Origin of the sequence: Exiguobacterium sp. UBA7533, assembly GCF_002479335.1 — a bacterium.
Taxonomy (GTDB): Bacteria; Bacillota; Bacilli; order Exiguobacteriales; family Exiguobacteriaceae; genus Exiguobacterium_A.
Genome location: NZ_DLMP01000001.1, coordinates 629954 through 651378 on the forward strand (window position 1 = coordinate 629954; position 21425 = coordinate 651378).

Genomic DNA, 21425 nt, shown 5'->3' on the forward strand with positions numbered 1-21425 from the left:
TCCCTCTCCTCTCAAGTAGCTGGACGCTTTCTGTCCCGCATGTCATAACGTGTCCCACTTGGTACACCGTTATCATAACAGTCCATTTCTCGCCTTGCAAGTCTCGTTTCTCAAGTTTTTTGAAGTAAGCGGTTTCTTATCGTTTCCGTATCAAATTTGCCATAACTCCAGATTTCCTCGTCATGCATGACGACCGGAATTTCATATAAGAACCGTAGACTGAGCGCTTCATCCTGATTGATGTTGACTTCCTCGAATGTCCATTCCGGAAACTCATCGAGTACGAAGTCGAGTAAGATGGCGGCTTCTTCACATAGCGTACATCCCGGACGTGAATAGAGTGTTAAGTGTCTGTGTCGTTTTAATCCCATTCTGATTGCGCCTTCCTTTGCTGCATCGTTTTTTTCGTTAAACCAAGTGATGCCCGGTACTTCGCAACCGTCCGTCGCGCGACTGTCAGACCGTCTGCTTGCAGACGATCCGTCAATTGCTGATCACTTAACGGACGATCGCTATGTTGAATGTATTCGGCGATCCGCCGTTTAATTAAAAAACTCGAATCTCCGGTTGTCGTCCGTGAGACGAACAAGTCTTCTAAAGCAACGAGACCATGGACCGTCTCGACATACTTCGCAGCAATCGCTCGACCAATCGTTGACGGATGATGCCCCGTCGCCTCAGCGACTTGTTTTTTCGTCAGTGGCTCAAGATGCAGTTCTCCCTTGAACCAGCGTTCTTGTCGCTCAAGCAAGACCGAGAGGATGGCATGCATCGTAACGCGACGTCGTTCGTACGCGCGCAAAAAAGGCGTTGCCTCTTTTAATCCGAGCCACTTCTGATCCATGTCGAGTGTCATCCAGTCAATCTGAAGTTTTCCATCTAACAGGTGAATCCGTGCTTCTGCCATGACCGGTCGTTCTTCTTTAGGAAGATCCGGTGTCCGGCTCAGGCGCGTCAATCGTTTTCGCAACCGTGCTCGATCCTGTTCACTGAACTGCGCGAACACTTGACTCGCCGGTTCATGTCGTAACCGATCCGTCAGTCCGATCAATTCTGCGTCGTCTAGCTCGATCGCCTGTAACCATTGGCACTCGCGCTCCGAGCGGGCAGCAATGCCGACTGGTTCACATTGTTGTAAGAGTGTCCGTGCTTCTGTAATCGTTGCGACATCGGTCGAGAAGGATGCAGCGAGCTCCTCGTCCGATGTCCGCAATAAACCGTCCGCTTCTAAATACACGATGAGTTGTTCCGCCATATATCCTATTTCCTGTCTGACTGATTCTAAACGTATTTGTGCAAGAAGCTCGTCTTCATAGGATGCCAAATGTCCTGCCATCTGCTCGGCCTCTAACGAAACCTGATTCGGGTAATGACGATGCAACCGTCGTTTCAACCGTCGCCATTCCTCCTCGAGCTCAGCTGCTGGTTGCTCAAGTACATGTAACTGATATTGTTGTGACGCCGATAACGTCATCTGTTGCGTCTGTTCCTGGCGTTGATCCATCGATTCCCCCTCCTCCACTTCTTATTATAGAAGAAACGTTTTAAAAAACGTGCTCTGAACCTTTCTCGAACCGCTCAGGAAAAGAAAAGTCATCCTTCCCTATTGCTTTTCTGAAAAAATGTCGCTATACTATTAATTGTTCAGTACATCAGATGCACCCGTAGCTCAGGGGATAGAGCACTGGTTTCCGGTACCAGGTGTCGGGAGTTCGAATCTCTCCGGGTGTACCATTTATTCAACTACAAGGCAATGCCAGCAATGGCATTGCCTTTTTTCTATATTGATATGTTTCATTTGCCCTTGTAATGGAAAAATACCTAAAAGTCGCATCGTATCTTTTGACCAATATTGACCAAAGGATTATGATAAGGATAAGTCGAATAGGAAGCTACATACCAACTATAAGGAGGCAAAGACTATGTTAATTCCAACAGTCATCGAACAAACAAACCGCGGGGAACGTGCTTACGATATCTACTCACGTTTGCTAAAAGACCGCATCATTCTTCTCGGGAGCGCGATTGACGACAACGTCGCCAACTCAGTCGTTGCCCAGCTTCTGTTCTTAGCAGCAGAAGATCCAGATAAAGAAATCTCGCTTTACATCAACAGCCCAGGTGGTTCGATCACTGCCGGTATGGCGATTTACGATACAATGAACTTCATCAAGCCACAAGTTTCAACAATTTGTATCGGTATGGCAGCATCGATGGGTGCGTTCTTGCTACAAGCAGGCGCAAAAGGAAAACGTTTCGCGTTACCAAACGCTGAAATCATGATCCACCAACCACTCGGTGGTACACAAGGTCAAGCATCGGATATCAAAATCCATGCGGAGCGTATCATCAAAATGCGTGAGCACCTCAACAAAATCATGGCTGAAAACACAGGACAACCACTTGAAGTCATCGAACGCGATACAGAGCGTGACAACTTCATGTCAGCACAAGCTGCTGCTGATTACGGTCTCATCGACCGCGTCATGGAACGTGCATAAGTCATCCAGAGTGTCTCCTTCGGGAGGCGCTTTTTTGTATCCATAGAAAATCGAAGCCTTGTCGGTTATCGTTACATACAAAAAACCTCCCGTTCCTTATAGAACGAGAGGGCGATGATCAGTCGATCAAGTCTGTGATGTCTGAAACGATATCGTGGTTTTCACGAATCAGCGAGTAGATCGCGTTCGCATGTGGCGAAAGCTCTTCTTCTGCTTGTAATTGTTTCAGGAATAAAGATGTTGCGAACGCAACGAGTGTGCTTTTCGGTACACCGATTGCTTTTGCTTTTTTTGTTAACACTTCATCAAACTTCGCATCGACTGTCAGCGAAATACGTTTCTTTTCGTTAGCCATTTCAAAAACTCCTTAATTCGAACATTTAGTTGCATCGACTATATATTATAGTAGACTATGGTTCATCCCGCAAGCGACCCTCTTATATGGCCCCTGTCATCGACTCTCCGTTTCGTACTTTTTCAGCGATTTGATCAATCTTCCGCAACCGGTGATTGATCCCTGATTTTGAGATGGAGCCGCTTTCGACCATCTCACCAAGCTCTTGTAACGTGACGTCTTGATGTGTCACGCGCAAGATCGCGATCTCTTTCAATTTATCCGGTAAGACATCGAGTCCGACCGTTCGCTCGAGGAACTTGATGTTCTCAACTTGGCGTAATGCTGCGCCAACCGTCTTGTTAAGGTTCGCCGTCTCACAGTTGACGAGACGGTTGACCGAGTTACGCATATCTTTTAAGATCCGCACGTCCTCGAACCGTAGCATCGATTGGGTCGCATCGACAAGCTTAAGGAAATCGGAAATCTTTTCGCTCTCTTTAATATAGAGAATGTGTCCCTTTTTCCGTTCGATCGCCTTCGCGTTCAAATCAAAAACGTTCGATAGACCACGGAGCGCCGCATTATGTTCTTCATATAAGCTGAAGATTTCCAAGTGGTACGACGACGTTGCGGGATTGTTGAGCGAACCTCCTGCGAGGAACGCCCCTCGTAAATACGCGCGTGCTTTTCGTTCATCGTTTAAGATCGTGTCACTGATGGAACGAATCATCGTGAACCCTTCCCCTAAAATCCCGAGGTCTTGTAAAATCTTATCCGCCTGTTGTTTGACGCGGACGATGTAGACATTATTCTTTTTCAGACGCATTTTTTTCCGCACGAGCAGATCGAGATGGACCCCGTATGCTTTTTTCAAAAGCGAGTAGATCCGACGAGCAATCGAGGCATTCTCGGTCGAGATGTCGAGTGTCAGACCACGTCCGAGACCGAACGAGATCGCACCGTTCATCCGGGCGAGCGCCGCGAGTTCCGCCTTCATCTCGTGATCGGTGATCGGAATCTGCGTTAATTCTTTTTTGACTTCTGAGGCAAAGCTCATGTCAGCTCCTCCTTTCCTTCGAGTTGACGCATCCGTCGAATCGACAACACTTTTCGCATGACGAGGCTTGCGACGGCATCTGAGTCATGACGGATGAAGTGATGATTGTAATCGACGATATCGTCTGCTAGCACTTCAACGCCTGCTAACTCGAATTGTTTTTCATTATAGGTGACGATGTCAGCGTGATCCTTTTGATATTTCTTCAGGTAACTCGCATCGATCGATTCGTTGTTGACGATGATCGTATCAACGACGCCTTGTCCGAGGAAGCGTTCGAGTGCCGCTAAATGTTCATTGGCTGTGAACGCCGTCGTCTCACCGGGCTGCGTCATGACGTTACAGATGTAGACGACTGGAGCTAGCGATTGCTGGATTGCTTCCCGGATTTCGTCGATCAGAACGTTCGGGATGATACTCGTATAGAGACTACCCGGACCAAGGACGATGACATCGGCATCAAGAATCGCCTGAATCGCTTCCGGTACTGGACGGACATCTTGTTCTTCAAGGAATATCCGTTCAATCTTCTTACCGACCTTCGGAATCAACGACTCGCCTTTGACGATCGTCCCGTCCTCGAACTCGGCACAAAGCGTGATCGTCCGTTCCGTCGCCGGATAGACTTTTCCTTCCGCGTTCAACAGTTGCCCCATGACACCGATCGCTTCAACGAACGAACCGTTACAAAGTTGGGTTGCTGCCGTCAACATCAGATTTCCGAGTGAATGACCATGCAGTCCTTCCCCGGTCTCGAACCGGTACTGCATGATCCGGTCCATCAATGTCTCTGACTTCGATAAGGAGACGATGACGTTTCGGATATCGCCCGGCGGCAACATATTGAATTCCGTCCGCAAACGACCAGAACTGCCCCCGTCATCAGCAACGGTGACGATGGCTGTGATGTCAAGCGGGTAATGTTTCAGTCCACGAAGAAGCGTCGAGAGTCCTGTTCCACCACCGACAGCGACGACTTTACGTTCCCATTTCATCACTTCTCCCCCTTCGCATACACATAATCCCGGTGATTCGTCTCAATATGATACTGCGTCGCAAATTCTTTACTGATCGCTTCTGCAAACGTGATTGAGCGATGTTTCCCACCTGTACAACCGAGGGCGATGACGAGTTGCGACTTCCCTTCCCGCTCGTATTGCGGAATCAGGAATTCGAGCAGGTCGACGAGTTTTTTATAGAACAGCTTTGCTTCCGGCCATTGCATGACGTACGATGCCACTTCCTCGTCAAGTCCAGTTTTTGGACGCAACTCTGGAATGTAGAACGGGTTCGGTAAGAAGCGCAGGTCAAAGACAAGATCCGCATCAAGCGGTAAGCCATGTTTAAAGCCGAACGACATGACGTTGACCGTGAACGGAATCCGTGTGCCTTCCGTGAACTCCTTTAAGAGACGTTCTTTCAGTGCAAGCGGCTTGATGTCACTCGTATCAATCAGCATCTGTGCTTTATCGCGGAATCCTTCGAGCAACGTCCGTTCACGTTCGATTCCAATCAATGGTGAATCCGTCGGTGCAAGTGGATGCGAACGACGCGATTCCTTATAACGGCGGACAAGGACATCGTTTCGTGCATCAAGGTACAGCATCCGGATTTGTAAGTCCGTTTTCTTTAAATCCTCATAGACGACAAAAAAGCTGTCGATGAAATCACGCGCGCGGGTATCGATGGCAACGGCGATTTTAGGACGCACTTGTCCAATGACTTCGATGAGATGCGGCAGTAACGTCGGGGGTAGATTGTCGACACAAAAATAGCCTAAGTCCTCAAAGCTGTTCATTGCGACAGTCTTCCCAGCCCCACTCATACCCGTGATGATGACAAGTTGCGGTTGATTCTGTTCCATCTTTTCGCCCTCCAGACAACAGTTCCGTGTGTATTTTTTCGCTTCTTTTTCAGTATATCATAAAAAAAGAGCCAGCTTCACTGAAGTCTCCTTCAATGAAACTGGTTCGATATTATGCGTGTGAGGATTCTTGTAATTCTTCAAGCAACGCTTCAATGAAATGCTGTGCATTTTGCGCTGCGATCGAACCATCGTTCGTTGCTGTAACGACTTGGCGCAATGTTTTTTCACGAACGTCACCAGCAGCAAAGATACCTTTGATGTTCGTTTCCATCGCTTCGTTCGTCACGACGTAACCTTGGTCGTTCAAAATACCGAGATCTTGGACGTAACCTGTGATTGGGTTCATTCCGATGTAGATGAAGACCCCATCGATCGGATGCGTCGTCACGTCAGCTGTTTTTGTATTGATCAGCTCGATACCGCCGACTTTCCCGTCTTGTTCGTTGATCTGTTTAACCGTATGGTTCCAGATGAAGTCGATTTTCGGGTTGTCGAACGCACGTTTTTGAAGGATTTTTTGAGCGCGGAGCTCATCACGACGGTGAACGATCGTGACTTTTTTCGCGAAACGTGTCAAGTAGACACCTTCTTCTACCGCAGAGTCCCCGCCACCGATGACGAAGAGTTCTTTTTCTTTGAAGAACGCCCCATCACAGACCGCACAATACGAGACACCGCGACCGCCGAGCTCTTCTTCTCCCGGTACACCGATTTTTTTATATTGTGCCCCAGACGCGATAATGATTGCCCGTGCATAGTAATCTTTGTTGTGTGCATGAATCGTTTTGTATGCTTTACCGTCTTCGATGCTTCGAACATCTCCGTACGCATATTCTGCGCCGAATGCTTTCGAGTGGTCGAACATTTTTTGTGAGAGATCTGGTCCGAGGATGCTATCGTATCCTGGGTAGTTCTCGATATCTTCTGTGTTCGCCATCTGACCGCCCGGAATCCCGCGTTCGATCATCAATGTCGAAAGGTTCGCACGTGATGCATAAAGTGCGGCTGTCATCCCAGCAGGACCTGCCCCGATGATGATGACGTCATAAATTTTTTGTTCTGTTTCCGCCATGATTCCACCCCATTTATCGTAATCGTTGTAGTTTGAGTATAGGTGAGAATCCCCTAAACGTCTAACACTTTGCTTGCAGCGGTGCCAGCATCCGTTCATGTGTCCGGATCATTGACGCGACATGATCGAACGAACAATCGACGAGCGATGCGCATTCCTCGATCAACATTCCGTCTCGTAAATCATGGAACAGGTAAAGCAGTGATGCCGCGGATGCTTCAATTGAATCGAACGATTCTCCACTTAAAACGAGCTGTGCGAAGCGCTCATAAAAGTCCCCTTCAAGACTCATCCGTTCTTCGTCTGAAACGAATCGTTCTGCAAGACGGATCGTCTGCAATGCCCGGTGAATGCGTTCATCCACGACATCGGTCCGTCCTTCCATCTCGATGACAATCTGTTCCGTCAGTAACAGGACGTCTTCTCGGTCCGTTACTTCTGGCATCATCGACAATGCAAGCCGTGCTTCGGCATCGTTCAGCTTGCCAAGAAGAAGTGCCGTGAAGATGCGCGAGACGTCATCTTCCGTCTTCAACGCTTGGATGAGTGCCGAGCGAAACTGTAGGTTGTGGCGGATGTCATACGTATCCGTTTCTTCCTTTAACGCTTGTGCTTCGTCTGACTTTAAGAAAGCGGCTGCCTCTTCGACATGTCCTGTCTTATAAGCAGAAATCGATAACCAGTGCCCAAAGAGGGGATCTCCTCGGTACCCGCGACGCTCGAGTAATTTCAACTCTTCATAGGCGATATCGTACCGTCCGATGATCGCAAGTGTTGATGCGACCTTATAACGTGTCTCAAGGTGCACGGAACGGACGTGTTCGAGCTGACGAGAGAGACGATGCGCCTCTTCGTCCTGTCCCATCTCGTGTAGCAAGACGAGCGTGTTACAGAGGGCATGCAAATTCCCCGGGTTTCCTTCAAGGACCCGTTCGAGGGAAGCGAATGCCTGATCATTCTCTCCTAAATAAAACTCGACGATCGCGAGGTTGTTGTAGGCAGGCCAGAACGTCGGGTAATGGGCAATCAGTCCAGTCAACGTCTCCTGTGCCGCGAACAGCATCCCTTTATCGATCTGGCGTTGTGCTTGACCGTGCAGACGAATCAATTCGTCCTCTTCGTCGTCTTCCATCTCTTGTTCGAGATCAATCAGTTCCACGAGTGCGGCCGATGCCTCCGCGTGTTTACCGTTTGGTGCTTGCTCTAAATATTCCATCGCATGCTGTCGCGCTTCTTCATAAAGTGAGACGTGTGCGTAGTTATTCGCTAAATAAAAGAGTGCTTCCGTATTTGATGCGTCGAGTGCGCGTACTTGTTTCAAGACATCATTCGCATGATTGATTTCTCCTGTCTCGAATAAGACACGGGCATAACGGAGCAAATAACGGATGTCCGCTGGCTGAAGTGTCGTCGCCTCATCTAAATGATAGACGGCTTCATCCAGTCGCCCTTCCCGGTGCGCCTTCCGTCCGCGGAAATAAAAAAGTTCCGCTTGGCGCGCTGTTATCGCAAAGGGGTCTGCTTTGTATTTGGTTAATTCCATCATGATTCAAGCCCCCATAAATAGTAAACTGGTTTCGTAGTTGCAGACACAAGAATACCCTATCTCTAGAAGGCATGCAACAGAAAAAAACGCCGGAGTTCATCCCCAGCGTTTCGCATAAATCGATTCTAGTTCTTTGTAATTCTCTAAGCATTTTCGTACAAAAGCATCCGTCTCTGGATTCAGTCCTTCAAGACGTGCCACGTCCTTGTCATATGCCTGCCGTAAGCTCGTCGCATAATCGGGAATCTCTCCGTCATACGCATAAACGACTGCGGGCGAAACCGTGATCTTTTCGTGCTTATGCAAGGCGGTCCGGATATGAAACAGCGGGACATCGACTTGGTTCGGTTGATGAAGATCTCCTTGAACCGGATGCTTTTCGACAGCCAGCACCTCCACGACGAGACCTTGTGGACGTTCGGCGAATAATCTTCCGAAATACTTTCCTGTCTTATACGTAAAGCGGATGTGCGTCATCTTTTTTCCTTCTTCCTTCTCACAGTTTTGTCACATTTCGTGCCGGCGAAGCGGCTGACTCGAGACGCGTTCGTTCGGAGCGATGTCCCGATGAACGACCGATCCGGCACCAACGACGGCACCATCTCCAATCGTCACGCCCGGTAGGATCGTCACGTTCGCACCGATCAAGACGTTACTTCCGATGACGACGTCACCTAAACGATACTCCGTCGTCAAATATTCATGACAAAGGATCGTCGTATTGAAGCCAATGATCGTATTGTCACCAATCGTGATTCGCTCCGGGAACATCGTGTCTGGCATCACCATCAAGGCAAGTGCCGTCTTCTCCCCGATTTTCATCCGAAGACACGTCCGGTAGAGCGCGTTCTTAAAGCGTAACGACGGGGCAAACCGACCAATCGTGACGATCGTAAAGCACCACATCACTTTAAAGAACGACACCGTCCGGTACATATGCCAAAGTGGATTCGTCGTTCCGACCTGAAACCGATCAGTTCGCCGTGCCATTTTGTTCCTCCAGCCAAGCAGCGAGATGATCCATCGAATCAATGATGACATCCGGTTCGAGAGCTTCTAAGTACGCACGTCCTTTGATCGCCCAACCAACCGCGACTGTCTTCACTCCTGCGTTCTTGCCCCCAAGGATGTCCGTATCGTTGTCACCGACCATGATCGTCTCGTCTGGTGTTGATCCAAGTAACTGCATCGCTTTCTCAAACGGCTCGACAGCTGGTTTTTCTTCCGTTACGTCGTCCGCTGCGATGACAGCGTCAAACAGTGACGTCAATCCGAATAACTCGATGCCGCGGAGAGCGACACGACGACTTTTCGACGTCACGACCGCCATCTTATAGCCTGCTTCATGCAAACGACGTAATCCGTCAAGCACACCTGGATACTCGAGTACAAGCGCGTCATGCATAGCGATGTTGTAGCTCCGGTAAAAAGCAACCATCTCTTTCCACTGTTCCGTATTCATCGCTGAGAATGACTTTTCAAGCGTCGGACCGATGAACGGAAGCAGTTCCGCTTCCGTGAACGTCCGGTCGGGGTAATAGTAACTGAGCGTATGCTCAAAGCTTTTTAAGATCAATGGATTCGTATCAATCAACGTTCCATCTAAGTCAAACAAAAGTGTGCGAATCATCGATTACTTCGCCTCCTTTTTTGAACCGTCCAAGTAACGAACGGCATTGCGACGAATGACGAGCATGATCACACCGAAGATGACTAAACAGATCGAGACGACTTGCGCTGTCCGCAGTCCGTCAGCCATCAGACTATCCGTCCGGAGTCCTTCGATAAAGTAGCGTCCGATCGAATACCAAATCAAATAACCGAGGAAGACATATCCACGACGTGGGTTGAACTTCATCCGCCAGACGATTAACAGAATGACACCAATGATGTTCCAGATGCTTTCATAGAGGAATGTCGGTAAGTAGTATGTCCCGTCGATGTACATCTGATTGACGATCCAGTTTGGTAAGTGCAACGTATCTTGTAAGTACGACCACGTCGTCTCGCCGCCGTGTGCTTCTTGGTTGAAAAAGTTGCCCCAGCGTCCGACGGCTTGACCGAACAAGAGCGACGGTGCCAGGATATCAGCGATCTGCCAGAACGAGATCTTTTTCTTACGTGTATAAATGATGACCGTCAAAATCGCGCCGATGATCGCGCCGTGGATTGCGATTCCACCTTGGCGGATGTTGATGATCTGATCGAGATGCTGACTGTAGTAGTCCCACTCGAACGCGACGTAGTAAATCCGGGCACAGATGATACTGATCGGAATTGACCAGATGACGACATCGACCGCATACTCTTCATTGAAGCCGATCCGCTTCGATTCGAAGATCGCGATCAACAGGCCGACGACCGCACCGAGTGCGATGACGATCCCGTACCAGTAAATCGGTACCGGTCCGAGATTGATTGCGACGCGATCAAACGTTGGTTGTACAGAGGCTAGAGTTCCCATCAAAGACCACCATTCCCATCTTCAATTGCTTGCGCGAGACGTCCCGCGAATTCTTCTGCTGTATTAATGCCCATGTTTTTCAGGCGATAGTTCATCGCTGCCACCTCAATAATGACGGCGAGATTTCGTCCGGGACGAACCGGAATCGTCAAGAACGGGATTTCCGTATCGATGATTTGAAGCGTCTCTTGATCCAGACCAACGCGGTCATAGACTTTCGATTGATCCCAAATCTCGAGGTTACAGACGAGGCTGATCTTCTTGTGCGAGCGAACAGCACCTGCACCAAACAACGTCATCACGTCGATGATCCCGATTCCACGAATCTCAAGCAGATGTTGAATCAACTTCGGTGCCGTTCCGACAAGAATCCCGTCACCCGTTTGACGAATCTCGACCGAGTCATCTGCGACCAGACGATGACCCCGCTTGACGAGTTCGAGTGCTGTTTCCGATTTACCGACGCCACTTGCTCCTTTAATAAAGACGCCGACACCATAGATATCGACAAGGACACCATGCATCGCCGTCGTTGGCGCGAGTTCCGCTTCGAGGAAGTTCGTGATCTGTGACTCGACCGATGTCGTATGCCCTTTTGTCGTCAACAGTGGCACGTTCGTCTCGTCCGCAGCTTGGATGATCGCTTCCGGCACTTCAAATCCACGTGTGATCAAAATACCAGGTGTTTCATCTGTACAAAGGACGTTCGCTCGTTCACGTTGTTCCTCGTACGTTAAATTATTGAAGAACGTCAATTCTGTTTTTCCAAGAATTTGAAGACGTTCTGCCGGGTAATAAGCATAATAACCGGCAAGCACAAGGCCAGGTCGGCACAAATCAGCCGTTAGAATCGGGCGATGTAAGCCTTCTTCTCCCGTGACGATGTGGAGATTGAATTGTTTTACGATTTCAGCTGTTCGCACTTTTGGTTGCACGCTTCGTCAGCCCCTTTCACTTGAAGTATTGTACCATATTTTTATTCGGTTCATGGAATTGGATTAGAAGCATGATTTCTTGGGAATGGAATAAAGAGTTAATATTTTGAAGGAGGTTTTGCCATGATGTCAGGTGGCGGTATTTGGTTCGTTTTAATACTTATTTTATTTGGAATCCTCGCGATCGCCGGTTTCGTTTATCTCGTGATTTCGCTGATCGATATGTGGAAGGCTTACTCCCGGAATCAAGATCAAACAGCTCTCTTATTCTTTATTATTTCCATTATCGGGGTCTTCATCAGTGGGTCTTTCATCTCTTACGTCTTAGCCATCATTTTCTATTGGAATCGCGCACGCGGAAAGAGTTGGCTCGGCATTGGTCTGATTCTCGTTTCGATCGTTCTTGCAATCATCGGTATCATTGCCTTACTTTCGTTTGGTTACGATATGAATAATATCGAGAACATGAACTTCGACGAGCCGATGATGGATCAGGATTACGATTATTGATGTAGCTACACCCATCTTCTTATGAGGATGGGTGTTTTTACATGTGCAGACGAAGTCGTTCCGCATCTGTGACTCCTACAGGAAAAAGCGCGGTCATCCGCGCTGTCAGAGACAAACGAGACCCAGCTACTCGTTCCTAGAACGACGTAGCCGCGGCTCGTGTCTCACCTGAGGAAAGCACGCACAGCGGATACGACGTCATAAGAAAAGCGCAACCTCTTTTTCAAGAAGTTGCGCCGAGTATGCTTATAACGCTTGTGGACTGAGGTGAACACCGTGCGTGACTGAAATCGTACCAGTCTTCGTATCCGCTTCGACCTCAATTTTTGGTGAGCGACCGCGACCTGATACGAAATGGAGCTTCCGGTTGACGATCTCTTTTTGATCCCGAATCAATTCCATATCGTCCAAGTTGCAGTTGAGACCACCGAAGTTCGTCTCAAGTTCTCCGTAGACTTCAGCGCCATGCGGCAACATCAAGGCGATGCTTCCAGCAAGTGACGACGCTTTGACTTTCGCATTTTGCGCCGTCTTCAGCTCGCAACGTACGTTTCCGTTCGCCGTTTTCAATTCTGAACGTTCGAAGACACCAGTCGTGATGATTTGACCGTTGGCTGTCTTCGCTTTCAAGACTTTCAACTCCGACTCTTCGATTTCGATCGAGCCGTTCGCTGTCGATACTTTGACATCTTCACTGAAGAGGTCACGGACGTTGACCCGACCGTTCGCCGTCATCAGTTGAGCGGACGTCGTATCGAGTGACGATAACGAAATCTCACCGTTCAACGTCTGTAAGACGAATGACTCGTAATGACGGCGTGGTACTTTCAGGTGGACCGTCGCTCGAACACTCTTATCCTTCAAACGAATTGAGAGTGTATTCGCCGACACTGCGTGCTGAACAGCAGCTTGTAGTTGCTCAAGCGCCTGTTCTTCCGTCACCTGTTGGCGGCGGAGCGGACGTCCTGTCACCGTCAATTCGCATTCTTCGAGATCACTCGGTTCAACGACCAAGTTCGCATTGAACAGATCGACGTGAACCGTCTCACCGCTGAACGGGAATTGTTTGACGTAGGTGACGTTCGGACCGGACGCCTGATTAAGCGAAAGATCACTGTCCTTGATCCGGCTGACGAGATTATCGAACGCTGACATGACTTTCGTCGTCAGTGAATCGACAGAATACTGGTCGACCCGATCATATTGTTCTGGTTCATCGACGTACTTATGTTCACTGGCAGAAGTTGCACGTTCGTCGATCGCTTCGAGCCGCTCGAGTTTATCGAGTGCCTCATCAATCGTTAACTTTCCTTCTTTGACTTGCTCCAATATCAATTGACGCATATCTTGCTTCATGAACCGTTCCCTCCTATTCTTGAACCTCAAACGTGTGTTACATGATACTTTCGTTTAAGTTCCCTTAGTTCCTTCCTACGAATCCTCATCCACAAAAGTTTCACGATTCAATTCGTGCCGCGTCGCGTTCAAGGACAGGCGCGAGGTATCGTCCCGTATAAGATGCTTCAACTTCAGCGATCTGTTCCGGTGTCCCGGCAGCAACGATCGTTCCGCCACCGTCGCCCCCTTCAGGTCCGAGATCAATCAAGTAGTCGGCCGTCTTGATGACATCCAAGTTGTGTTCGATGACGAGCACCGTATCACCATTGTCGACGAGACGTTGTAAGACTTTCAACAGACGCGCGATATCATGGACGTGGAGTCCCGTCGTCGGCTCATCTAGAATATAGATCGTCTTCCCGGTCGAGCGTTTATGCAACTCGGACGCCAGTTTAACACGTTGTGCTTCCCCGCCGGACAGTTCTGTCGCGGGTTGACCGAGACGCATGTACGTCAGACCGACGTCAGCGATCGTCTGCAGTTTCCGCGTGATTTTCGGAATGTTCTCGAAGAAGGCGAGTGCATCTTCAACCGTCATCTCAAGCACGTCGGCAATCGTTTTGCCTTTATATTTCACTTCGAGTGTTTCGCGGTTATAACGTTTACCGTGACAGACTTCACACGGAACATAGACGTCCGGTAAGAAGTGCATCTCGATCTTGATGATCCCGTCGCCACGACACGCTTCACAGCGTCCACCCTTGATGTTGAAACTGAAACGTCCTTTTTTGTAACCACGGAGTTTCGCTTCGTTCGTCGAAGCAAAGACGTCCCGAATATCATCGAAGACACCCGTATACGTTGCAGGGTTCGAACGCGGTGTCCGACCGATTGGTGACTGATCGATATCGATGACCTTATCGATTTGATCCAGACCGGTGATCCCTTTATGGGCGCCTGGTTTTTCCTTCGCCCGGTTCATCTCGTGGGCGATCGTCTTATAGAGAATTTCATTGATCAACGTCGATTTACCAGAACCGGATACTCCGGTGACGGCGACGAACAGCCCCAGCGGAATGTCGACATCGACGTTCTTCAAGTTGTTTTCCGATGCTTTGTGGATATGAAGCATCCGACCGTCTGGCTCTTTGCGTGTCGACGGAACAGGAATGAACTTCTTCCCGGACAAATATTGACCAGTCAACGAGTTCGCATCCTGCATCAACTCTTCCGGTTTTCCGGCTGCCGTAACGAATCCACCGTGATCGCCGGCACCAGGTCCGATATCGATCAAGTAGTCGGCTGCCATCATCGTATCTTCATCGTGTTCGACGACGATCAGCGTATTGCCGAGATCACGCATCGCCTTCAGCGTATTGATCAGACGATCATTATCGCGTTGGTGTAAGCCGATCGATGGTTCATCCAGAACGTAGAGGACGCCCGTCAGACGCGAACCGATTTGTGTCGCAAGACGAATCCGTTGCGCTTCCCCACCGGATAATGTCCCCGCTGCGCGTGAGATCGTCAGGTAATCGAGACCGACGTTCTCAAGGAACGACGCCCGTTCATGAATCTCACGGACGATCATCCGCGAAATCGTCTGATCCTTCTCACTTAATTTCTCCGGTAGTTCGTCGAAGAACATGACCGCTTGTTTAACAGACATCTTCGTCACTTCACCGATATGGTGATCGGATACTTTAACGGCGAGCGATTCCCGTTTCAAGCGATGTCCTTTACACGTCGGACACGCCTTCTTCGCCATGTAGCCTTCCATCTGTTCCCGGATATAATCAGACGACGTCTCCTTGAAGCGACGTTGTAAGTTATTGAGAACTCCTTCGAAGTAGAGGTTCGTATTTCGGACCATCCCGAAGTCATTCTCATAACGGAAGTGAATCTCTTCCTTCGTGTTTCCGTTCAAGATCGTTTCGCGGTGTTCTTCTGACAATTGTTCGAACGGTGTATCCATATCGATTTTAAAGTGGTCACAGACCGCTTTGAGCAATTGTGGATAATACTGCGAGCTCGTTGGTTCCCACGCCACGATTGCCCCTTCGTTCAATGACTTATCGGGATGCGGCACGACGAGATCAACATCGACCTCAAGCTTCGTTCCGAGACCATCACATGACGTACAAGCACCAAACGGTGAGTTGAACGAGAACATCCGTGGTTCGAGTTCGCCGATTGAGAAGCCACAAATTGGACAAGCATGATGTTCACTGAACAACAATTCGTTGCCGTCCATTGTATCGACGATGACCCGACCATCCGCGAGGCGAAGTGCAGTCTCAAGTGAGTCCGCAAGACGGGCTTCGACGTCTGGTCGCACGACGACACGGTCGACGACGACTTCGATCGAGTGTTTCTTGTTTTTCTCAAGCGTGATCTCTTCAGCGAGATCCATCGTCTCTCCGTTGACACGGACGCGGACGAAACCTTCCTTCTTCAAATCGTCGAGCACCTTGACGTGCGTTCCTTTTCGTCCGGAAACGATTGGCGCGAGGATTTGCAGACGCGTCCGCTCCGGTAACTCCATCACTTGGTCGACCATCTGACTAATCGTCTGGCTCGAAATCTCGATTCCGTGATTCGGACAAATCGGTTTACCAATTCGTGCGTACAATAGACGCAAATAATCATAGATTTCTGTGACCGTTCCGACCGTCGAACGTGGGTTTTTACTCGTCGTCTTCTGGTCGATTGAAATTGCTGGACTCAGTCCTTCGATCGTGTCGACATCCGGTTTATCCATCTGTCCGAGGAACTGACGGGCATAGGCTGATAAACTTTCGACATAACGTCGTTGTCCTTCCGCGTAAATCGTGTCGAAGGCAAGCGACGATTTCCCTGACCCAGACAAGCCCGTCAAGACGACGAGCTGATCGCGGGGGATTTCGACATCGATGTTTTGTAGATTATTGACGCGAGCGCCTTTGATGATAATCTGATTCTTCTTTTCTCCCAACTTAGGCACCTGCTTTCAATTCTAATATGAGGTCGCGGAGCTCAGCAGCTCGTTCGAACTGCATGTCTTTCGCCGCTTGACGCATCTCTTGGTCGAGCTGCTCAAGCAACGTTTCGCGCTCCGGTTTTTTGAGTTTGTTGAACTTCTCGAGTTTTTCGACGGTGTCGTCGCTCTCGATCGTCGTACTGATGACACCACGGACATCCTTTTTGATCGTCTGCGGCGTGATGCCATGTTCTTCATTGAACGCCATCTGGATTGCGCGACGGCGTTCCGTCTCATCGATTGCGCGTTGCATCGAATCGGTGACTTTATCAGCAAACAAGATGACGTGTCCTTCCGAGTTCCGAGCCGCCCGACCAATCGTTTGAATCAGCGAACGGTCCGAGCGAAGGAACCCTTCCTTATCGGCATCAAGAATCGTCACGAGTGAGACTTCCGGAATATCGAGTCCTTCTCGTAACAAGTTGATCCCGACAAGGACATCGTATTTTCCGAGCCTCAAGTCACGGATGATTTCAATCCGTTCCAGGGTCTTGATCTCCGAGTGCATGTAGTTGACCTTGACGCCATTCTCTTTCAAGTAATCGGTCAAATCTTCTGCCATCTTCTTCGTCAGTGTCGTGACGAGAACACGTTCGTTCTTCGCGACCCGGTCACGGATGTTATCCATCAAGTAATCGATTTGTCCTGTGATCGGATGAATCTCGATCGTTGGATCAACGAGACCGGTCGGACGGATGATTTGCTCGACCATCTCTTTCGAATGTTCGAGTTCATACGGTCCTGGTGTCGCCGAGATATAGATCGCCTGACTGACTTTTTCCTCGAACTCCTCGAACCGTAACGGACGGTTGTCTTTTGCCGACGGAAGACGGAAACCGTGATCGACGAGGACTTGTTTCCGTGCCTGGTCCCCGTTATACATCCCGCGAATTTGTGGCAATGTGACGTGTGACTCATCGGCAACGAGTAAAAAGTCCTTCGGGAAGTAATCGAGCAATGTATACGGTGTTGCCCCTTCCGGCATCAAGTTCAAGTGACGCGAGTAGTTCTCGATTCCGGAACAATAGCCCATCTCACGCATCATCTCAAGATCGTAGTTCGTCCGTTGTTCGAGCCGTTGCGCTTCAAGCAACTGATTGTCTTCACGTAACTTCGCAAGCTGCACTTCAAGTTCCTTCTCGATGTTCGCGATCGCTTTCTGTAGACGGGTATCCCCCGTCACGAAGTGGGACGCCGGGAAGATCGAGATGTGCTCGCGGTCCGCGACGATCTCACCTGTCAGCGGATCCATGTCACGGATCCGTTCGATCTCGTCACCGAAGAACTCAATCCGGACACACTGTTCGTCGCGTGACGCCGGGAAAATTTCAACAACGTCTCCGCGGACGCGGAACCGTCCGCGCTGGAAGTCGATGTCGTTACGCTCATACTGAATGTCGATTAGACGACGGAGCATCTCGTTTCGCCCCATCTCATTGCCGACACGCAGTGATAAGACGTGGTTGTTGTACTCTTCCGGATTACCGAGACCATAGATACACGAAACGGACGCGACGATCAAGACGTCTTCTCGTTCAAACAGGGCGGACGTTGCCGAGTGACGCAACTTATCGATCTCATCGTTGATCGAAGAGTCCTTCTCAATGAACGTATCCGTCGACGGAACGTACGCTTCCGGTTGGTAATAATCATAAAAACTAACGAAGTATTCGACCGCATTATTTGGGAAGAATTCCTTGAACTCCGAGTAGAGTTGTCCCGCTAGTGTTTTGTTATGGGCAAGGACGAGTGTCGGTTTCTTGATTTCCTTGATGACGTTCGAGACCGTGAACGTCTTCCCGGTACCGGTCGCCCCAAGCAACGTCTGATGTCGTTCGCCTTGTTTTAGCCCAGTCACCAATTTTTCGATCGCCGTCGGCTGATCACCGCCTGGTTCAAATGGTGAAACGAGTTCAAAATCCATCGTTTGCTTCCCCCTCATCACGTTAAAAAATCTATTTCTATTGTACCACTTTACGAACAAACATTCGATTATGAAGTGCTCCTTTTAGGAAGTTACCCTTTTTTTCGAAAATGCAAAAGTTTCTTTTTGCTTCGAGTGTTGGGCATCAATTTTTTTGCTCACAAAAAAATCCCCATCACGAATGTTGCGTGACAGGGATCGGCTTCTTAATGGAGGGATCGCACCTTCGTCCGACCGTGGACCGGTTCGTTGACGAAGAGGATACCGAGCTCATGATGATCTTGTTCATAAAAGGCACGTTGCGCAAAACGGATGTCGCCGTTATGGTTCATGACTTCAAGACGCAGATACGGTTTGTGTTTTTGGATGGCTTCATAGAACGATGCTTCCGAGTCGACCTTTTCACCGTTGACCTTATAGATGGCTTCACCTGGAATCAAGCCCATCTCAGCAGCCGGTTTATCGGGAAGTGTTCCAAGGATGACGGCACCACGTGTTCCATTGAGGAACAACGGCGTTTGCGCCCGGTTCAAGCGTTTGACCCGCTGGTGCAACAAAATGTGCAGGACGAGCAACAAGACGATTCCGTAGAGCCATTCAGCTTGACCAGTCACGTACGCAAGAACCGTCAATAAAACTGCAACAAGACTCGTGATCAAACGTCCTTGAACGAGCGGACGCATCAATTCTTTCGGCAGCTTACCTGTAAAAAGGAAACTGAAACCGATCGGTAACCAGAGAACGACCGGAACGAGTTCCGGGAAGCTGTAGCGTGGCCACCAGGCTTCAAGCACGTCGCCCGGAACGAAAACAAGTAGAGGTAACAGCCAAAGCTTATTTGCCGACAGCCCACCGATGAAGCGACCACGCTTCGAAACGACGAGTGACGGTGACAGGCGTCGCTTTCCGCGCCACCAGACGAGTAGACATTCCGCGACGAGCGTCAACGTCGCAAGCAATAAAATCATCTTTGGCTCAACCGCTCGAACCGGATCAAGACGTGAATCTATCACGAACCAGCCGGTCAGTCCAAGCAAGACGATCGGCCAGAGTGGCAGGTTCAAACGAACGACACCAATCAACAGCAGGACGCTCGAAAGTCCAAGCAACAGTAGAGCGTACTGCGGTGTCACTGTCAATCCGAGCCATCCGCTGACGACGGACAAGACGAGACCGACGAGTAGGCCTGGTAAAAGTGTTTCGAGGACATCGCTTCGTTTACCGTATGTCCGGGAGCGAAACAGTCCGCGTTCCCGTTTGACACGCCGGATGCCGATGACCCAACTGACAAGGAGTGCTAACCACAAGGTCGGACTGGCGATGAGACTAATCGCGGTCCAACCAATTTCATCGAGTAATTCCACGCGCATTCAGACCTCTTTCCATTCCTTATTATTGAGCAGCGACCTCGAGTGCTTTTTTCCGTTGGACGTCATTCTTATCGTCCTGGAGTTTCTTCAGGAGACGCGTCTCCATCTCACCCGCTGTCTGCTGATCGATTTTTCCAGTGACGTCAAGTTTCGCGTCCTTTTGCAAAGCCTCGACAGCTTGTTTCATCGTGTCACCGAAATAGCCGTCCTGTCCTTTTGGCTTATAACCGATCGCTTCGAGGACAAGGTGGGCATTCTCGACTGATTTTCCGTAATCGCCGACAGCGAGTGACTTTTGATCAGTCAAAATTTTCGTGACGTTGAAGTACGCCGGTTGTTTGACTTCGACCGTCGGCTTGACCCCTTTTTTGTGGATCCAGTTTCCGTCTGGTGTCAGCCATTTGTTCGTCGTTAACTTCAGGTCACTACCGTCCTTCAAATCATACGCACTTTGGACGATCCCTTTCCCGAACGACTTCGTACCGACGACTTCGGCGCCAGCTCCTTCCTTCAGTCCGGCTGCAAGGATCTCGGACGCTGAGGCCGATCCGCCGTCTTCTAAGACGACGATGTTATATGGTTTCTTCTCGTCTGCCTTCCCGAATTCCTGCTGGCGCTCGCCTTTATTGTTCTCGACTTGATAAATCGGCACGTCTTTCGGAATGAACGGAGCGATCATTTTCGAGACAGCCGTCAAAAGACCACCCGGATTTCCGCGTACATCGATGACGAGTCCATCAATGTTCTGACTCTCGAGTTTCGTCAACCCCTTCTCGAACTCTTCTGCTGTCGGTTCCGAGAACTGTGTTACTTGTAAGACACCGATCTTCTTGCCGTTGACATTCTCCGTTGACGTATAGACCGTCTCGATTGGAATCGTATCGCGTTTAATCGTGATCTCCATCGCGTCTTGTCCGCTACGCTGAATCGTCAGGACGACATTCGTTCCTTTTTCACCACGAATTTTTTTAACGGCTTGATCCGTCTTTTGCCCTTTTGTCGACTTACCATCGATTTCTAGGATGACGTCACCTGGTTTGATACCAGCTTTTTCAGCAGGTGATCCTTTGATCGGCGAGACGATGACGATCGACTCACCTTTTTGTTCAAGCGTCGCACCGATCCCTTCAAACGAAGACGACAGATTCGTATTAAACGATGCCGTTTCCGACTCATCCATATAAACGGAATATGGATCGTTAAGCACTTCTGTCATGCCAGATAACGCACCATCGAGTAACTCTTTATCTGTCACGTCTTTTAGATAATTTTGTTCGATCATCTGCCGGACCTGGTCGATTTTTTTCCAATCACCCGTCGCATTCGAAGATGATGACTGCGTTGCAACGGAATCTGTTCCGCCAGCCGCTAACATACCGACGGCACCTGCCCCTAAACCAAGCCCGAAGGTACTGACCGCAATCACTGCTGTTGTAGATTTTTTCACGCTTGATTCCCCACTTCCATTAAAAACGCATTATTTTT

At 49.4% G+C, this 21425-nt stretch carries 19 protein-coding genes, 1 tRNA gene and 1 pseudogene; 3 read left to right on the forward strand and 18 right to left on the reverse strand.

What is annotated here, in order from left to right:
- Positions 1–110: 110 nt before the first annotated feature.
- Positions 111–371, reverse strand: coding sequence for a glutaredoxin family protein (locus B2U10_RS03155; protein WP_290785530.1), 261 nt, complete (start codon positions 369–371; stop codon positions 111–113).
- Entirely contained in the window at positions 362–1504 is a 1143-nt protein-coding gene (locus B2U10_RS03160; protein ID WP_290785533.1) for an RNA polymerase subunit sigma-54, read from the reverse strand. The genes B2U10_RS03155 and B2U10_RS03160 overlap by 10 nt, the downstream gene beginning before the upstream one ends.
- A 154-nt stretch (positions 1505–1658) precedes the next feature.
- Between B2U10_RS03160 and B2U10_RS03165 the strand changes: the two genes are divergently transcribed.
- Positions 1659–1734, forward strand: a tRNA-Arg gene (locus tag B2U10_RS03165).
- Positions 1735–1916: 182 nt separating this feature from the next.
- A pseudogene (clpP, locus tag B2U10_RS03170) lies at positions 1917–2501 on the forward strand (ATP-dependent Clp endopeptidase proteolytic subunit ClpP); the annotation flags it as partial.
- Positions 2502–2619: 118 nt separating this feature from the next.
- Here clpP and B2U10_RS03175 read toward each other — a convergent pair.
- The 11 genes from B2U10_RS03175 to hprK form a co-directional block, all read right to left on the reverse strand.
- Complete coding sequence (locus B2U10_RS03175) at positions 2620–2856, reverse strand: hypothetical protein (RefSeq protein WP_035409978.1); 237 nt, start codon at positions 2854–2856, stop codon at positions 2620–2622.
- An 82-nt stretch (positions 2857–2938) separates the two neighbouring features.
- The gene (whiA, locus tag B2U10_RS03180; protein ID WP_035409981.1) at positions 2939–3895 is read right to left on the reverse strand and encodes a DNA-binding protein WhiA; all 957 of its coding nucleotides are present in this window, start codon (positions 3893–3895) and stop codon (positions 2939–2941) included.
- Positions 3892–4890, reverse strand: coding sequence for a gluconeogenesis factor YvcK family protein (locus B2U10_RS03185; RefSeq protein WP_035409984.1), 999 nt, complete (start codon positions 4888–4890; stop codon positions 3892–3894). Before B2U10_RS03185 ends, whiA begins: the two co-directional genes overlap by 4 nt.
- Positions 4890–5759 carry an RNase adapter RapZ gene (gene rapZ / locus B2U10_RS03190; protein WP_035409987.1) on the reverse strand — a complete coding sequence of 290 codons (870 nt, stop codon included), beginning with the start codon at positions 5757–5759 and terminating at the stop codon, positions 4890–4892. The genes B2U10_RS03185 and rapZ overlap by 1 nt, the downstream gene beginning before the upstream one ends.
- Positions 5760–5871: 112 nt before the next feature.
- Positions 5872–6834, reverse strand: a complete 963-nt coding sequence (gene trxB, locus B2U10_RS03195; RefSeq protein ID WP_023469225.1) for a thioredoxin-disulfide reductase — start codon at positions 6832–6834, stop codon at positions 5872–5874.
- Between the two features lie 61 nt (positions 6835–6895).
- Positions 6896–8380 carry a tetratricopeptide repeat protein gene (locus tag B2U10_RS03200; protein ID WP_290785536.1) on the reverse strand — a complete coding sequence of 495 codons (1485 nt, stop codon included), beginning with the start codon at positions 8378–8380 and terminating at the stop codon, positions 6896–6898.
- A 96-nt stretch (positions 8381–8476) separates the two neighbouring features.
- A complete protein-coding gene (gene kapB / locus B2U10_RS03205) occupies positions 8477–8857 on the reverse strand; it encodes a sporulation phosphorelay system protein KapB (RefSeq protein WP_023469227.1) in 381 nt (126 codons plus the stop codon).
- Positions 8858–8887: 30 nt separating this feature from the next.
- Positions 8888–9370: an acyltransferase gene (locus B2U10_RS03210; protein ID WP_035409993.1), complete on the reverse strand. Its 483-nt coding sequence runs from the start codon at positions 9368–9370 to the stop codon at positions 8888–8890.
- Positions 9354–10010, reverse strand: coding sequence for a pyrophosphatase PpaX (gene ppaX / locus B2U10_RS03215; RefSeq protein ID WP_035409995.1), 657 nt, complete (start codon positions 10008–10010; stop codon positions 9354–9356). The genes B2U10_RS03210 and ppaX overlap by 17 nt, the downstream gene beginning before the upstream one ends.
- Positions 10011–10013: 3 nt before the next feature.
- Positions 10014–10844, reverse strand: coding sequence for a prolipoprotein diacylglyceryl transferase (gene lgt, locus B2U10_RS03220; protein ID WP_035409997.1), 831 nt, complete (start codon positions 10842–10844; stop codon positions 10014–10016).
- Positions 10844–11779 (reverse strand): HPr(Ser) kinase/phosphatase, encoded by a 936-nt coding sequence (hprK, locus tag B2U10_RS03225; RefSeq protein ID WP_035396292.1) that lies wholly within the window; start codon positions 11777–11779, stop codon positions 10844–10846. Before hprK ends, lgt begins: the two co-directional genes overlap by 1 nt.
- A 123-nt stretch (positions 11780–11902) precedes the next feature.
- On the opposite strand from hprK, the gene B2U10_RS03230 reads away from it, so the two are divergent.
- The gene (locus B2U10_RS03230) at positions 11903–12289 is read left to right on the forward strand and encodes a hypothetical protein (protein WP_290785540.1); all 387 of its coding nucleotides are present in this window, start codon (positions 11903–11905) and stop codon (positions 12287–12289) included.
- 246 nt (positions 12290–12535) lie between these two features.
- On the opposite strand, the gene B2U10_RS03235 is transcribed toward B2U10_RS03230, so the two are convergent.
- The 5 genes from B2U10_RS03235 to B2U10_RS03255 form a co-directional block, all read right to left on the reverse strand.
- Positions 12536–13645, reverse strand: a complete 1110-nt coding sequence (locus B2U10_RS03235) for a DUF4097 family beta strand repeat-containing protein (protein WP_056062976.1) — start codon at positions 13643–13645, stop codon at positions 12536–12538.
- A 100-nt stretch (positions 13646–13745) separates the two neighbouring features.
- A complete protein-coding gene (uvrA, locus tag B2U10_RS03240) occupies positions 13746–16601 on the reverse strand; it encodes an excinuclease ABC subunit UvrA (protein WP_133207887.1) in 2856 nt (951 codons plus the stop codon).
- Between the two features lies 1 nt (position 16602).
- Entirely contained in the window at positions 16603–18570 is a 1968-nt protein-coding gene (gene uvrB / locus B2U10_RS03245; RefSeq protein WP_290785545.1) for an excinuclease ABC subunit UvrB, read from the reverse strand.
- Between the two features lie 206 nt (positions 18571–18776).
- A complete protein-coding gene (locus B2U10_RS03250) occupies positions 18777–19940 on the reverse strand; it encodes a PDZ domain-containing protein (protein ID WP_290785549.1) in 1164 nt (387 codons plus the stop codon).
- A 22-nt stretch (positions 19941–19962) separates the two neighbouring features.
- Positions 19963–21387: a S41 family peptidase gene (locus B2U10_RS03255; RefSeq protein ID WP_290785552.1), complete on the reverse strand. Its 1425-nt coding sequence runs from the start codon at positions 21385–21387 to the stop codon at positions 19963–19965.
- Between the last annotated feature and the right edge of the window lie 38 nt (positions 21388–21425).